At 28.6% G+C, this 14,912-nt stretch carries 15 protein-coding genes; 5 read left to right on the top strand and 10 right to left on the bottom strand.

Going from position 1 to position 14,912, the window contains the following annotated elements:
• Positions 1–26 precede the first annotated feature (26 nt).
• From spoIID to KHQ81_02485, 5 genes are all read right to left on the bottom strand, one after another.
• Complete coding sequence (gene spoIID, locus KHQ81_02505; GenBank protein QVK18608.1) at positions 27–1,733, bottom strand: stage II sporulation protein D; 1,707 nt, start codon at positions 1,731–1,733, stop codon at positions 27–29.
• An 84-nt stretch (positions 1,734–1,817) separates the two neighbouring features.
• On the bottom strand, positions 1,818–2,783 hold the full coding sequence (locus KHQ81_02500; protein QVK18607.1) for a GNAT family N-acetyltransferase: 966 nt from the start codon (positions 2,781–2,783) through the stop codon (positions 1,818–1,820).
• Positions 2,784–2,854: 71 nt separating this feature from the next.
• Entirely contained in the window at positions 2,855–3,838 is a 984-nt protein-coding gene (locus KHQ81_02495) for a DUF1848 domain-containing protein (protein QVK18606.1), read from the bottom strand.
• 91 nt (positions 3,839–3,929) lie between these two features.
• Positions 3,930–4,679, bottom strand: a complete 750-nt coding sequence (locus KHQ81_02490; protein ID QVK18605.1) for an ABC transporter permease — start codon at positions 4,677–4,679, stop codon at positions 3,930–3,932.
• Positions 4,676–5,596 (bottom strand): ABC transporter ATP-binding protein, encoded by a 921-nt coding sequence (locus KHQ81_02485; protein ID QVK18604.1) that lies wholly within the window; start codon positions 5,594–5,596, stop codon positions 4,676–4,678. The genes KHQ81_02490 and KHQ81_02485 overlap by 4 nt, the downstream gene beginning before the upstream one ends.
• 314 nt (positions 5,597–5,910) lie before the next feature.
• Between KHQ81_02485 and KHQ81_02480 the strand changes: the two genes are divergently transcribed.
• Positions 5,911–6,849, top strand: coding sequence for a magnesium transporter CorA family protein (locus KHQ81_02480; GenBank protein ID QVK18603.1), 939 nt, complete (start codon positions 5,911–5,913; stop codon positions 6,847–6,849).
• 25 nt (positions 6,850–6,874) lie between these two features.
• On the top strand, positions 6,875–8,245 hold the full coding sequence (locus KHQ81_02475) for a bifunctional metallophosphatase/5'-nucleotidase (protein QVK18602.1): 1,371 nt from the start codon (positions 6,875–6,877) through the stop codon (positions 8,243–8,245).
• Positions 8,246–8,296: 51 nt separating this feature from the next.
• Here KHQ81_02475 and KHQ81_02470 read toward each other — a convergent pair whose 3' ends face one another.
• Genes KHQ81_02470 through KHQ81_02460 form a run of 3 tightly spaced genes read right to left on the bottom strand, consistent with a single transcriptional unit; the run spans position 8,297 to position 10,481 of the window.
• Positions 8,297–9,154, bottom strand: a complete 858-nt coding sequence (locus tag KHQ81_02470; GenBank protein QVK18601.1) for a hypothetical protein — start codon at positions 9,152–9,154, stop codon at positions 8,297–8,299.
• Between the two features lie 11 nt (positions 9,155–9,165).
• Positions 9,166–9,999 (bottom strand): hypothetical protein, encoded by an 834-nt coding sequence (locus KHQ81_02465; GenBank protein QVK18600.1) that lies wholly within the window; start codon positions 9,997–9,999, stop codon positions 9,166–9,168.
• A gap of 41 nt (positions 10,000–10,040) precedes the next feature.
• The gene (locus KHQ81_02460) at positions 10,041–10,481 is read right to left on the bottom strand and encodes a hypothetical protein (GenBank protein ID QVK18599.1); all 441 of its coding nucleotides are present in this window, start codon (positions 10,479–10,481) and stop codon (positions 10,041–10,043) included.
• Positions 10,482–10,605: 124 nt separating this feature from the next.
• Between KHQ81_02460 and KHQ81_02455 the strand changes: the two genes are divergently transcribed.
• Positions 10,606–11,460 (top strand): DegV family protein, encoded by an 855-nt coding sequence (locus tag KHQ81_02455; GenBank protein QVK18598.1) that lies wholly within the window; start codon positions 10,606–10,608, stop codon positions 11,458–11,460.
• On the opposite strand, the gene KHQ81_02450 is transcribed toward KHQ81_02455, so the two are convergent.
• Positions 11,457–12,263, bottom strand: a complete 807-nt coding sequence (locus KHQ81_02450; protein ID QVK18597.1) for a Cof-type HAD-IIB family hydrolase — start codon at positions 12,261–12,263, stop codon at positions 11,457–11,459. The genes KHQ81_02455 and KHQ81_02450 overlap by 4 nt on opposite strands.
• A gap of 197 nt (positions 12,264–12,460) precedes the next feature.
• Positions 12,461–13,075 carry a GNAT family N-acetyltransferase gene (locus tag KHQ81_02445; GenBank protein QVK18596.1) on the bottom strand — a complete coding sequence of 205 codons (615 nt, stop codon included), beginning with the start codon at positions 13,073–13,075 and terminating at the stop codon, positions 12,461–12,463.
• A 160-nt stretch (positions 13,076–13,235) separates the two neighbouring features.
• Between KHQ81_02445 and KHQ81_02440 the strand changes: the two genes are divergently transcribed.
• Together KHQ81_02440 and KHQ81_02435 are read left to right on the top strand one after the other, a co-directional pair.
• On the top strand, positions 13,236–14,081 hold the full coding sequence (locus tag KHQ81_02440) for a DegV family protein (GenBank protein QVK18595.1): 846 nt from the start codon (positions 13,236–13,238) through the stop codon (positions 14,079–14,081).
• Between the two features lie 151 nt (positions 14,082–14,232).
• Positions 14,233–14,895 carry an RDD family protein gene (locus KHQ81_02435; GenBank protein ID QVK18594.1) on the top strand — a complete coding sequence of 221 codons (663 nt, stop codon included), beginning with the start codon at positions 14,233–14,235 and terminating at the stop codon, positions 14,893–14,895.
• The last annotated feature ends 17 nt before the right edge of the window (positions 14,896–14,912 follow it).

Raw genomic sequence — 14,912 nt, 5'->3', positions numbered from 1 at the left:
TAAAAAAAGAACTCAGCTGAGTTCTTCTATATTCTATTAATATCAACACCCTGATAATAGTGATGGATGATTTGATCATAAGTATATCCTTCTTCTCCCATAAAATATGCACCGTATTGACTCATTCCCACTGAATGTCCCCAGCCACGTTGTTCAATGGTTACTTTTCCACCAGAAATCCTGATATCAAAATCTGTTGAACGTAATCCCAAACGACTTTTAACATAATTCCCAGAAAAGGATCTTCCTGATATATTAATGGTATTTACACTACCATTGGCCGTTCTAAATAACACATTAGCGTATAAGTTTGAGGAAGAAACACCTAATCTAGCGGCGAATTCGCTAGTTGTAAAGGTATTTACCCGATAAAAATAGGGTGATTTGGTATCCCAATGACTATCAACCGATTGTAAATAATCTAATTCTCCACCCCAAACATAAACAGGATTTTCTGTTTTTCCATTACTCGTTGAAAAGAATAAAGCATCAATAAAATCTCCATTATATTTAATCACTTCTCCTCTTGTATCATTAACCGCTTTTTCAACTTGTGGATAATAGGTATTATAATCATTTTCTCCCCATAATTGTCTTATTTGACTTTCATCCTTATAAACCTGATGACTATCGGTATCTGTTATAATTTTACCTTCTACAACCCGTTTCGCAGCATAAGTCCTAGCTGCAAGTGCTTGCGCTTTATACGAAGCATCATTAAAACCAGCACCTAATTCAGCAGCTACTACCCCAGTTACATACTCTTCTAGTGAAATATATTGAATTGTGCCATTATACCGCTTTATTGTTACAGTCATCTTAGTCTCAGATGGTATCTCCGTTATTGGAGGCGTTTCAGAAACATTTGGAATATATAACGTTTGACCTAGATAAATGGTATCACCTGATAAATTATTAATTGATTTTAACTCATCTACAGTTGTATTAAATCCTCTTGCAAGTCCCCACAATGAATCTCCTGGTTGAACGGTATAAGTATCAGGAGAGGCTGCTTGTATAACTTTCAATTCTTGACCTGGAAATATAGTTTCTGAAATATCATTCAATCGTTTTAAATCCTCAACACTCATACTATAATTTTTAGCGATATGCCATAAGGAATCACCAGATTTAACCGTATAAGTTCCAACCTCAGCATCAGGAATTAACAAAAGTTTTTGTCCTGGATGGATGGTATCACTGGTTAAATGATTATAAGATTTTAAATCAGAAATACTTAAACCACTTACTTGTGCTATTTTATATAAAGAATCATTTTCTGAAACAATATAAACACTACTTAATGCGGTTGTTTTATTAACAATAAGTGTTTGCCCTGGTTGAATGGTATCGGTAGTTAAATCATTCATCTCTTTTAGATCATCAACACTAATCCCATAATTATTTGCAATTCTCCATAAAGAATCACCAGGTTCTACAACATATGATTGATTATTTGCTTGAGTTAAAGAGGCTGCGCTTGCTCTATAATCTCCTCCAGGCGCAAAAGCTAGAGTCGCTACTAAAAGAGCCCCTGCCAATACTTTAACTACCTTCCCACTAAATTTAATATTATGTTTTTTAATATAATCTTGTATTTGTTCCTTTAAGTTTTTTTCACTCTCTTCCGCATTATCTCCTAATTCACTCGCAAATTCTTCTAAATTATTATCTAAGTAAACCACTAATACTTTTTCATTATTTTCAACGATAATTTTATGCTTAACAATCATCATGTTACCTCCTTTTTTCGTTTTATTATTTACCATTAATAGGAAAATAATACTTAATAATAAACGTAAAAAAGAAGGAATCTATTAATTAATTTCTAGGATTCTATCATCAATATAACGGATTAATGAGTAACAAACAATGTCAAAATGTTTTAACCAAAAACGTCTTGCCTTAAAATTGGTTGATTCAAAATCAACGGCAACACTTTCTAAATTATTATCTAATGCATAACGATTGGCTTCATTTAACAAAGCTTTAGCTATCCCTTGATTTTGATAAGCTTCTAGAACATGGGTTGTTGAAATTTTTAAAATTTTCTTATCATGAACAATGGTTGCAGAATTGCAACTATTAATCACTACTTTCATCATCCCTATAATTTTCTCTTTTTCAAAAGCGATTAATATTTTTGTTTTCACATCGGTTAACCACGTATTTAACATCTCACTGATATTCTTACCTTTATCTATATGTAAAAATGTTGGTGACCCTGACATATAACCATGATTTTCTTCTATGATATTGATTAATTTAGGTATATCGTCTAAACAAGCAAAACGAATCTTAATGTTTTGATTTCTTTCATTAATTAATTGTGCTTTTCTAATGGCATCAATAACTAATAAACCATGACCATTCCAATTTAGATTTTCTTTTAATTCCAGTTCATCACCTAAAATCGTGATTGCATGTGCCTTGCAACCCTTTTTAGATACTATCGAAAAAAATCTCTGATACATTTCATTAAAAATATTTACATCATTATTTAATGTAGCATGTGACCACTCTGGTGTATATATCCCTGAATGAGAGCTTTTAAATGAATCAATCAAAAACCCTGATAAATAACCTACAACATGATTATCCTTCACCGCGACAACTGTATCATAAGTAGAACTAATCTTCTCAATTTTAGGTTTAATCTCTTCAACCATCGAGTATTTATTTGGGAGCAATGGAATTTTTTTTACAACATTTTGATATTTTTTAATAAAAAGTTCTGTCATTTCCTCTAAATATATAGGGCTATATGGAATAATTTTTATCATGCATCCCCCTCCTTTTTTTGTAGTTGTTTCAAAGTAACATTATATAAATTTAAAACTTTTATATTAAATTTTTATAGATTTAATAAATCGTCACTTTTGTTTTTAATTTGTTCTTTTGATTTTAAGTATTTTATACCATTTCTCCAATGAATTGTTTCATCACCTACTAATTCTCCCACTAATAATGCTGAATTGGGATTATGCTTTAATACATTATTTAATACAGTTTTTTCACTAATATTTGCATAACAATAAAAACATAAATGTTTACATGTGTTGTTTGATCCAATATCAATACTTTCTACACAACCACAAGCTTTTCGTTGTCCTTTATCTTTGTTAAGCTTAGTTATTTTTTTATTCGTTATTTTGCTAATAATCCTATCATCAATACACTTTCCATGTTCTATTCCAAATTCACTTAAATCAACTTCTTCAGAACATGTTTGTATCTCTAAATTGTACCTTTTAGATATTTTAGCAAGTTCATATCCAACCTCTCTCATTAAAGAAGGCGTCCAATTCTTTATATTCAAATGTCTAGTATTGATTTCGGTTTTATTATACAAATCAACAAAGCTAATAACAACTCTATTCGTACAGTCTTTAAGTCTTTTCATTATTTCTTCGAAATATTTATAATGATATTCTTTATTATATTTTTCAGTTAGAATAATTGGATCATAACGCCATATAACTTTATCTTTTCCTATGAGATCAGATAACATTTTAAATGTATTAATTAAATCATTAGACTTATTAGGAACCAATTTCTCTATATCATTACTATATGAAGTTAAAGTATATTGAAAATAATATTTGTATCCTAATCTATCTAAAGTTGGAAGAAACTTAAATATTGGCTTAGGGTTTTTTGTCCAAAAGACGAAACATGTCACATCTTCAGGTAATAAACTAACCCTACTAACATACTTTCGGTTAAAAGGATTAATGGAATCAACATATCCTCTTTTAATACCATTAATAAACCAGTCAGTATAAAATGCTGGTATATCGGTCCTTCGTGAAACAGATATTACCTTATCTCCAGTCATTTAATCACCTCATACTTAATACCAGTCAAATTACTATTATCAAACAAGAAATAAAAATACACAATATTGTAGTATTTTTAATGAATCTATTTTACTTATTTTTATGATCATATCTGAATAAAACAAAATCTAATACTAGAAAGAGTAATCCTAATATGATTAAAATAATCATACTGACAATGGCTTGTATCGTTGTTTCTTGATGATAACTCCAAACACTAATCATATTCATCGCATGTGTTGTTGGAAAAATCATGGCAATCGATTGCATGATAGTAGGTAATGTTTTCACTTCAATCATTACCCCACCTAATAATATAGATGGTAGAAAAATAAGTTGTGTATACATCACTGTGTGTTTACTATTTTTAACCACATTCCCTAATAATATCGCAATTGTGATTGATGAAAACCAAACAAGAAAAACTGATACTAACAATAATCCCCACTCTTTTAACCCATTAGGCATTGATACTTTGAATACAAAAGCTGATGCGAAGCCAATTACTAAACTAACAATTAAGATATTAATTAAATTACTAATAATAGTCAGGGCTATGATTGAGCGTTTTTGAATTCCATAAATTTTAAAGCTACGATAAATCCCTGTTTCTCGATTAGAAACAATGACATTTGGGACAATTAAAACCGTTGAAGTTAGTATTGAAAACATCAACATGCTTGGAAATAAAATAGCTTTATATGATGGATTTACTGAGGTCATCACAAGTCCCATGAAAAAGAAAAAGGTAAGTGGGAATAAATAACTCATTAAAAATAAAGTTCTATCACGTATGCTAATTTTATAGTCTATTTTTAGATGTTTCAAAAAATTTTTCATTCTGCTCCCTCCTCCAACTTATTTGTTAGTGCGATAAATCGCTCTTCTAATGAAGATTTTTCAATATTAATATCAACAATCTCATCATGATGTTCATCTAAGTAACCCATGATTTCATTTAATAATTGATGAACATTTTTAATATCGATGTAAAATTCTATGTATTCTTGATTATTGATAGGATTAATTAGAAATTCACTACTAAAACCATTAAGAAGCGTACTTTTTTCTGTTTTAACATTTATCTTAATTAAATTATAAGTATTTTTTATTTCAGTCGGTGTTGCGATTGTGATAATTTCACCTTTTAATAAAATCGCAATGCGATCAGCTAATTTTTCTATTTCAAACATATCATGACTTGATAAAATAATAGAACAACCCTTATTTCTTAATTCTTTTAACACTTCATGTAACTCAGCCTTGATATTCACATCAAGTCCTGCTGTTGGTTCATCTAAGATTAATATTTCAGGTTCATGTGCCATTGCGATTGCTAGTGCTAATTTTCTTTGTTGACCAACCGATAGATTACCAAATTGTCTATTTTCAATTTCTTTTAAACCAAAACGCTCTAATAAATCAACTCTAGGTTTAACCTGATAATAACCACAAAATAGTTCCATCGCTTCTTTAATCGTTATAGATGGTGGTAAACTTTGTGATTGAAGTTGGACACCAATTAACTTACGTATTTTATGATAATCAGTCCTAACATTTAAACCTTTTAGAGTTAATTCCCCACTACTAGCCTCACGTAATCCTTCTAATGTTTCTAATGTTGTTGTTTTACCTGCACCATTTGGACCTAGTAAAGCAAGAATTTCACCAGGATACACGCTTAGATACTTCATATCTACTGCTTTAAAATCACCATAATACTTTGTAAAATTTTTAATTTCAATTGTAGGTTTCATTTAAACCTCCCTATCCTCATTTTCTTCTATTATAGCGTGATTTTACTATTATTTAAATAAAAATTGTAAAAAAATAAAAGAAAATTGAAGAATATCCTTTTATTTAATAGTTACGTTGAGATTAAACTTATTGACATACTATCTTTAATAAAATATACTTAAAATAGAATTAGCAACATCCCTTTAAATATGTTAATCAGATGTATAAAGAAGCCATTCATTCCTTCTTTTTTTTATTGTTAAAGTGTATTTTTGACTTCTTTACATAAAATAACATGAATTAAAAAGGATGAGAGAAGTACAGGAGTGATACTATGTTAACCTATTATAAAACAAATGAACAAAACCAACTAGAACAATTAGATGATATTCAAGATGGTGCTTGGATTAATTTAGTCAAACCAACGCAAGAAGAAATTGAAACAATATCTACGAAACTTAATATTGATGAAAATGATATCAAGTCTGTACTCGATGCTGAGGAAACAGCTCGTATAGAAACAGAAGATGATTACACGTTAATAATTGTCGATGTGCCAACCATTGAAAGAGAAGAAAATTCAGAATTTTATATGACAATCCCCTTAGCGATTATCGTAACAACAAGTAATCATATCATAACAGTTTGCCTTAATGAGTTACAAATATTGAATTATTTTATAGAAAATAAAGTAAAAGGTTTTTTTACCTATAAAAGAACACGATTTATTTATCAGATTCTATTTAAAAATGCAGCTCTATTTTTACAATATCTACGATTAATTGATAGACAATCAAGTCGTATAGAAAAAGAATTACATAAATCATTAAAAAATAAAGAACTTATTCAATTATTAGATTTAGAAAAATCACTTGTTTTCTTTAGCACCTCATTACGTTCTAACGAAGTGGTATTAGATAAATTACACCGTGTAGAACATATAAAACATTACCCAGAAGATGAAGAATTACTAGAAGATGTTATTATTGAAAATAAACAGGCAATTGAAATGTCAAACATCTATAGTGGAATCCTAAGTGGAATGATGGATGCCTTTGCTTCTGTTATTTCTAATAATTTAAATATGGTCATGAAAACTTTAACATCAATAACCATCGTTTTAGCGATACCAACTTTAATTGCGAGTCTATTTGGAATGAACGTGCCTTTACCTTTTAGTGATAATTCTATCGGACTATTAATTATAGTCATTTTATCATTTACAGTCGCACTAATCGTTGCGATATTTATGCGTAAAAAGAATTTATTTTAATTTATAAATGCATGTGGAGGGGAAAATGAAATTTAAAATTTTACACACCAATGATATTCATAGTAATTATGAAAACTTTGCGAAAATCAAAACATTGATTAATTTAAACAAAGATGAAAATACGATTATTTTAGATGCTGGTGATTTTGCAGATTTTAAAAGAGTAGAATTAATGGGGACTAAAGGGAAACTAGCAGGACAATTATTAGAAAAGGCTGGTTATGACGCGATTACTATCGGAAATAACGAGACTTTTCAAGGAATAAAAATGCTTGAATCTATGACCAATCTTTCTCCTATCCCGTTTTTAAGTTGTAATTTATTAAAAAGTGGAAAACCCTTAAATGATGTTAATCCATTTATTTTCCTAATAAAACAAAATGTTCGGTTTTTAATCATAGGAACAAGCCCTAATATCCCAATTTTTAATGAATTAATGGGATTCTCTTTCATTGACTATAGAGAAGAAATAACAAAAATAATACAAGAAAACAAACATGATGTCTGTATCTTAGTCAATCATATTGGTACTAAAAACGATGAACTACTAGCAAATTCAATCGATGGGATTGACATTATAATTTCTAGCCATGATCACAAATTATATCCTGAAGCCAAAATCATTAATGGAGTCATAAATCATAGTGCCGGACAATATGGAGAAAACCTAGGTGTGATAGAATTTGAACTACAAGACAATAAACTATCCTTAAGTAATTCAAAGGTTATAAGCACAAATACTATTCAAAAAGACACTGGTATTATAAAAATATTAGCTGAAAATAAAATTGAAGCGATTAATTATTTAAGTCAAGCTCTATATCCATTAAATCAAACCTTATATCATGATTATTTAGAAGAATGTCCGATTGGTAATTTACTAGCTGACAGTTTAAGAGATTTACTTAAATGTGATATTGGACTTATTAATAGTGGAATTATTAATGGGGGAATAAAAAAAGGATTTGTAACTGATTTAAAATTAATTGAAATCGCTCCTTCTCCATTAAATGCTACCTCATTTGAAGTAAAAGGAAAAGATATAAAAGCTGCTTTACAAATTTCATTAGACCCGCAAAACTGTTTACATAATGGAAAAGGACCGGGGTTTAGAGGAATTGCATTAGGTAGACTTCACGTTTCTGGCATGACTATTATTTATAAAAACCAAACCATAAATAAAATATTAATTGGAAATGAAGAATTAAATGAAGAGAAATATTACACCGTGGGTAGTAGTGATTACTTACAACGTAACCAAGTCTATACCCCATTAAATAATAATATTAATCCTAATTATCATGTAGAATATATAAGAGATGTTTTAAAAATTTATTTACCTAAACAAGAATTTGTGGACAATGCTTTTATAAATAGATGGATAAGTGAAAACTAGAAAAAAAAATACACATCAAACTGAACTGATGTGTATTTTTTATTATTATAATTATTTTAAACTTGTTATTTTTTTTTCCTGATTTTGGATAATTTTATTATCTTTAATTAATTTTCCCATAGCCCGTTTAAAGGCTGATTTACTGATACCTAATAATGATTTAATCTCATCAGGACTAGATGCATCTCCTAAAGGCATGTTCCCTGAATTTGAATTCAAATAATCCATAATAAGCTCTGTATCATCATTAATAGCGATTTCCTTTTGTGGAATTAAGGATAAATTAATTTCACCATTGGCTTTAACATTAATAATTCTACCTTCGACTAGACCTCCTAATCGAGGTTCTTCTTTATATTCAGAATGATGAATAAAACCTAAATATCCTTCATTCGTAATAACATTTACGCCATGTTTACCTAAATTAAATACACGTGCCTGAATTTTATTTCCATAGATTTCACTAGGAGCATTTACTTTAATTTCAAGAAAATCATCTTTACTAGCAAGTTCTAATAATAATCCTTTATCATTATCGTTATATAAATTTGCATACAATAAATCCCCAATTTGAGGCCAAAGGTTCGCATCAAGTGGTAAATCATCACTAGATAGTAAAATATCCTTTCTAATACCGATGTTAACATATACCCCAAAGTAAACAACATCCACTACTTCAACCCAATCACAATCAAAAACAGTAATTTTAGGTTTTTGTAGGGTAGCTGCAATTCTATTTTTGTGATCAAAATATAAAAAGGCATCTACTACTTCTCCATCTTGAAGATTTCTTCCATCACAATCATTATAATGAAGGAAAATCTCATTTTCCTTATGACCATCACTTAATATATAGCCAATATCAGTTTCTCGTTCAACTGTAAATTGAGTCATCTTTCCTGCTTCCATTATATCACCTCTTAAAAAGTATGTACTCTATTTATATAATACTTGATATCTTCCTTTTTATCAATCTTTAAAATCTTACTTACGAAAATAACTGCTTTTAGAATTAAATCTGAAGTAGTTATTAATACTTCTTCAATGTTATTCGTACTTGGTGAGTCATCAAATCCTTGAATACTTCCATCTACCCCACTCATAAAATAGTTAGTTAATTGACCTGAGTCGACATGAACATCACGACATAGTAATTTATAAATATAATAATATTCTAATGCTGATTCTGATTTTAAAGCCATTTCTTTCACATTAATTTTCCGTATTTTCTTTACACCATATTTTTTCATACTTTCTTCTAGTTTTTTCATCTCTTCTTCTACGTTAAGAATATTATTTTTGGTGATATATTCATAAAAACTATCTTGATTATTTTTTATATCATGAAGCATATTAATTTTTTTGTAATATTCATCTTCTATTAGTAGTTGAAAAGTTTCATTAGGATTTAAATACAAATTTTTAATTACCCACAGTCCTTCTAATATCGTTCTATTCACCGTTCGTGCTTGTGTATCTAGACCATAACGATATAATAATATAACACTCTGATAAGTATCCAATAGTTTAAAAAAAAGAAGTGTTGAAACAATTCCAATATTATCTGTATCATCTACTTTTAACTCATACTTAAATATTTGACAAAATTGATTGATTTCTATACACAAATCAAATAATGCTTGATTTTCTTTATAATTTTTTTCTTTTGTCTTATTTATTTCTGTTGCAAGATATCCATTTAAATTAAGCATGAACATCACCCTTCTTATTCTTATTATGTTTTTTTCTTTCATTCTTAACCACCAAAAAGAAAAAAATGAGATAAATTTATATCTCATTTTCGTAATAATTTCTTTTTAATATAAGGCAATGGAAAGGTATCTTTTTTATATGCCAAGACAAAAGCAAGTAATGCTTCTATTAATCCAAATAAAAAGAATAGAACATGTAACCCATTTACAGATTCAATCATGAAGCATTGAACAATAATCCATATCATAAGTGTTATACCCATAAAACCACTTAAACAAGGTTGATATTTATAGTGATTATAAGCAAAAACTGCTACAATTAGATCACAAAAACCAATTAAGAAGAATAAAATTAATCCTGGAATAAAGAAATCATCAAATGGTGCGTTTTTTAAAAGATCAGTTGTGACACCATTACATTCTCCACTAGGATCTAAAATAATCCCAAATCCACCACATAAACCACCAATTCCTACAAACGAATGTATTATTACTAAACATAAATATAACGTCTTCTCTTTCATATAATATCCTTTCATCATTTTATTTTATTATACTATTTTATAATCTATACATTAATTATTTTATTGATTAATTATTTCTTTTAGTGATAAAATATAATAAAAGATTAAAAGTGAGGTAGATAATTTGATTAAATTAATTGTTGATAGCACAGCAGACTTACCAAGTGATTATTTTGACAACTATCAAATTGGTGTAGTTCCACTTATTGTAAACATTAATAATAAAGAATACAAAGATAAAAAAACCATTGCGGTTGATGAATTATATCAATCATTAAAAAAAGGTGATGATGTAAAAACAAGTCAACCTAATCCATTTGATGTCTATGAAGCCATTGAAAAAGAAGCTAAAAATAATCATGACATCATTTTTATAAGTATCTCTTCAAAATTATCAGGAACCTATCAAACTGTTTTTATGGTAGTCGAGGAACTAAAAGAAAAATATCCTGATATAAAAATTAAAATCATCGACTCTAAAGGAGGCTCTGGTATTCCAGGACTCATGGCGATAAAAGCAGCTCAACTAATTGAAAATAATACACCTTTTCCTAATATCATTCAAGTATTAGAAGAGATGACAAACCATAGTGAACATATTTTTACTGTAAAAGACCTAAAATATTTATTTAAAAGTGGACGATTAAAAAAATCAACCGCTTTAATTGGAAACCTATTACATTTTAAACCCATCCTTCATATTGAACATGGTGAAATAAAACTACTCCAAAAGGTCAGAGGACAAAACAAAGCCTTCAACAAAATGGTTGATCTTGTTGAAGAAAGAATTAAAAATTATCCAGACCAAACCATAGCGATTATGCACGCGAACGATTTAGAAGTCGCTTTAGTAATCAAACAAAAATTAATAGAAAGACTTGGCCACAAAGATTTTATAATTGATCAAATTGGTAGTGCAATGGGTACCCATATAGGAATTGGTGGCGTTGGTGTCTTTTTCTTTAACAAAAAAATCTAAATATTTAATTCAAAATATTTTTTTAAAAATAAACCTACTCCTGATTCATTGTTTGAATAATCGGTGATTAACTGAGCATTTTTCTTTACTACATCAATTGCGTTTTTCATCGCAATTCCTATGCCTGCTTCTTTAATCATTCTGACATCATTTCCCCCATCACCAAAAGCGATAATACGATGTTGAGGTACTCCATAATAATCACTTAAATAAGAAAAAGCATTCGCTTTATCCGATTGTATTGGATAAACATTAAATAAAGTCAACTCTTCTCCCATTGAATATTTTTCATATTTAACCATTGAATAACGCTCTAAAATTGTTTTCGTCTTTTCTACATCCTTTTTTTCAACTGATATAGATAATAAGTTGGTACAATTAAATAATGCTTGATTATTGTAATCAATTAATTTACATAGTGGATATGGTTCATAAAAATCTCTTTCACCCTTTACAACGTATACTTCATTTAAATGTTCAATATACATTTTTCTCATAAAATGTGCTATTTCACAAGTTAAAATATTTTCAACTGTATCTGGGTCTATCCACTCATAAATGTGTTTAAATTGATTATCATAGGGCCCATGAATAATGCTTGCATTACGATTCACAATTAACGACCGCAAATTTAATTCATCATAAAACATGTGTGAACGGTAATAAGCTCTTCCTGTTGTAATAATAATTTCATGACCTTGTTTTTGTACTTCCCCTAAAATAATTTTATTCATTTCACTAACTTGACTTTTACTATTTAATAATGTTCCATCTAAATCAATCAATATTAAATGTTTTTCCATCTACTTCCACCTACATCCCTTTATTAAATACTACCAAATGGTAGTTATTTCCATAATCATCATATTGTTTTTCTAATCCCTTGTCAAGTAATAACAGTGGATTAATATCTTTAAGTTCATTAGTAAAATTGAAAAGATTTTTATATTATTATAAAAAAATAGGGTTAATTCCCTATTTATTAGATTTCTTATATTTTTTAAATTGTTTGATCACAATCTGTCTTGTCCAACTTTTTTTGCCAAGGTAATTCTCTATTATCATATTCATCCTTTAATATAGAATAATTCAATAAGTCGCAACGTTTTCCATCTTGTAAAACAATCTTCTTTCTAGAAACACCTTCAAGTGTAAAACCAGCTTTTTCAATTACTCTTTTTGATTGATGATTAAAATCATAATGATTACATTCTAAGCGATATAAATTTAAATCCTCAAATATCCAAGGGATAATTGTAGTTACTGCTTCTAAGGTTATCCCACATCCCCAAAAATCAGGATTTAAAACATAACCTAGTTCTACACAACCTTTATGTTTATTTAAACGATGTAACCCCACGGTCCCAATCATTTTTAAACTCTTTTTCTCCACTATAGAAAATACTCCAATATTATCTTCAGTTAACATTTCACTTGTCATCATTTCAATAATTTTTTTTGTCTCATCTATTGATTGATGTGGCATCCAACCTGCTTTAGGACCGACATTTTCTCTTTTAGAATAATCATACATATCACTACAATCAATCATATTAATAGGTCTTAAAATAATCCGTTCACTGATTAATGTTGGTAATTTTTTTAGAGATTCCATCTTATACCTCCTTGACGATTTATTAATGATTATTATACAATGAAACAATATGATTATCCATAGATAATTATTTAATTTATTGATTTTTGTCAAATAATGTTTACAGAAATTGGTTTTTTAAGTAAAATAAGGTTAGGTATTATGATATGGAGGAATAGATGTGAATAAAGTTCTTATTACAACAGATAGTACATGTGATCTATCAAATAGCCTTTTGGAGGAAAATAATATAAAATTAATCCCTTTACATGTTATTTTTGATGATGAAGTCTATTATGATAGAGTAAATATCACAACGGAAAAATTATATGATTTAGTAAATAGAAAAAATAAACTACCTAAAACTGCAGCTGCATCATCAGGAGAATTTTATGATTTCTTTAAACCCTATATAGATGAGGGCTATGATATTGTTTTTGTAGGAATATCTTCTAAATTTTCTTCTACGATACAGAGTGCGAAAATTGCTGCTTCTGAATTTGAAGAAGGAAGAGTACATATCGTTGACTCATTAAACTTATCTACTGGTGTTGGGCTAGTTGCCTTAAAAGCGGCTAAATTTGCCCAAATGGGTTTATGTGCTAAAGAGGTTGCTGAAAAAGTTAGAGAAATTGTTCCAAAAGTTGAAACTGCTTTTGTGATTGATACTATGGAGTATTTATACAAAGGAGGAAGATGTTCTGGTATTGCCCATTTTGTTGGAACTGTTTTAAAAATAAAACCGATCATTCATGTCGTAGATGGTGGTATGCTAGTTGGCGCAAAACCACGAGGAATTAATAAAGCATATGACCTATTACTCAATAAAATATTTAATGATAAGGATAAATTAGATCCTGATTTTGTCATGGTTACACATTCTTTAAATTTTAAAGCTGCTAAGTACTTAAAAGAAAAACTATCTCAAAATCTAGAGATTACAAACCTTTATGAAACAACCGCAGGTTGTGTCATATCAAGTCATTGTGGCAGAGGAACAATAGGTATTTTATATATCACAAAGTAATTGAGAGTTCAAAAAGAACTCTCTTTTTTCATTAAATATCTTATTTAAACACCAAACAATAACTTATAATTACAAAATTATATTTAATCTTTTTAAAAATATAGTATAATAGTAATATGAGAAAAATCTTTGAAAGGGGAAACGACCATATATGAAAGGAAAACGAATAGGAGCTGCCATTATTGATGGTATTATTATTAGTTCTGGAATTAGTATTATATATACACTAGTTTCACTTCTAACATATTCAACACATGTCTATTCCGCAATTAATATAAGATTAATTATTATACTATCGAATGCTATATTACCACTTTTAATTTATTTTATTTACTATACTTGCCTTCCTTATTTGACAAAAGGAAGTACAATAGGTAAATTAATTGTAGGAATTAAAGTAGTATCACTTGATTACAAAGCACCTTCTTTTAAACATTTATTCCTTAGAAATATCTTCTTCTTTGAAATTCTATTATTTAATGTCCCTATCACGTTTATTACACTCACAATGCTAGGGGGGTCACTAAGTGTCGTCTTAACTTTATTAACAGGATTAATTTGTTTAGGCATCAACGTTGCGATGTTCATTATGATTATCTCAACAGAAGATGAAAGAGGATTACATGATTATATCGCAAAAACATGTGTCGTAAGTAGACAGTTCGATATTGATAAAATTAATCAAGCCAATGCTTTAGAAAGAAGTCAGATGGATTGGGCTATATTTGAAGATTCAAACCCTATCCAAAGTGATGAAAATATAAATTATAATAATAATGGGGACCAAATTGAAATATTAAATAATAAAGACTAAAACGCATCAATTGATGC

The sequence above is a fragment of the Mycoplasmatota bacterium genome (assembly GCA_018394295.1).
Lineage (GTDB): Bacteria > Bacillota_I > Bacilli_A > Haloplasmatales > Haloplasmataceae > JAENYC01.
The sequence above is the reverse complement of the archived record's forward strand: the minus strand, read 5'-3'. Positions and strand labels throughout refer to the sequence as shown.

What these genes read in the sequence shown, in the direction of transcription:
- spoIID (QVK18608.1), bottom strand. Translation starts at nt 1,733, where the DNA reads ATGATTGTTAAGCATAAAATTATCGTTGAAAATAATGAAAAAGTATTA.
- KHQ81_02500 (QVK18607.1), bottom strand. Translation starts at nt 2,783, where the DNA reads ATGATAAAAATTATTCCATATAGCCCTATATATTTAGAGGAAATGACA.
- KHQ81_02495 (QVK18606.1), bottom strand. Translation starts at nt 3,838, where the DNA reads ATGACTGGAGATAAGGTAATATCTGTTTCACGAAGGACCGATATACCA.
- KHQ81_02490 (QVK18605.1), bottom strand. Translation starts at nt 4,679, where the DNA reads ATGAAAAATTTTTTGAAACATCTAAAAATAGACTATAAAATTAGCATA.
- KHQ81_02485 (QVK18604.1), bottom strand. Translation starts at nt 5,596, where the DNA reads ATGAAACCTACAATTGAAATTAAAAATTTTACAAAGTATTATGGTGAT.
- KHQ81_02480 (QVK18603.1), top strand. Translation starts at nt 5,911, where the DNA reads ATGTTAACCTATTATAAAACAAATGAACAAAACCAACTAGAACAATTA.
- KHQ81_02475 (QVK18602.1), top strand. Translation starts at nt 6,875, where the DNA reads ATGAAATTTAAAATTTTACACACCAATGATATTCATAGTAATTATGAA.
- KHQ81_02470 (QVK18601.1), bottom strand. Translation starts at nt 9,154, where the DNA reads ATGGAAGCAGGAAAGATGACTCAATTTACAGTTGAACGAGAAACTGAT.
- KHQ81_02465 (QVK18600.1), bottom strand. Translation starts at nt 9,999, where the DNA reads ATGAAAGAAAAAAACATAATAAGAATAAGAAGGGTGATGTTCATGCTT.
- KHQ81_02460 (QVK18599.1), bottom strand. Translation starts at nt 10,481, where the DNA reads ATGAAAGAGAAGACGTTATATTTATGTTTAGTAATAATACATTCGTTT.
- KHQ81_02450 (QVK18597.1), bottom strand. Translation starts at nt 12,263, where the DNA reads ATGGAAAAACATTTAATATTGATTGATTTAGATGGAACATTATTAAAT.
- KHQ81_02445 (QVK18596.1), bottom strand. Translation starts at nt 13,075, where the DNA reads ATGGAATCTCTAAAAAAATTACCAACATTAATCAGTGAACGGATTATT.
- KHQ81_02435 (QVK18594.1), top strand. Translation starts at nt 14,233, where the DNA reads ATGAAAGGAAAACGAATAGGAGCTGCCATTATTGATGGTATTATTATT.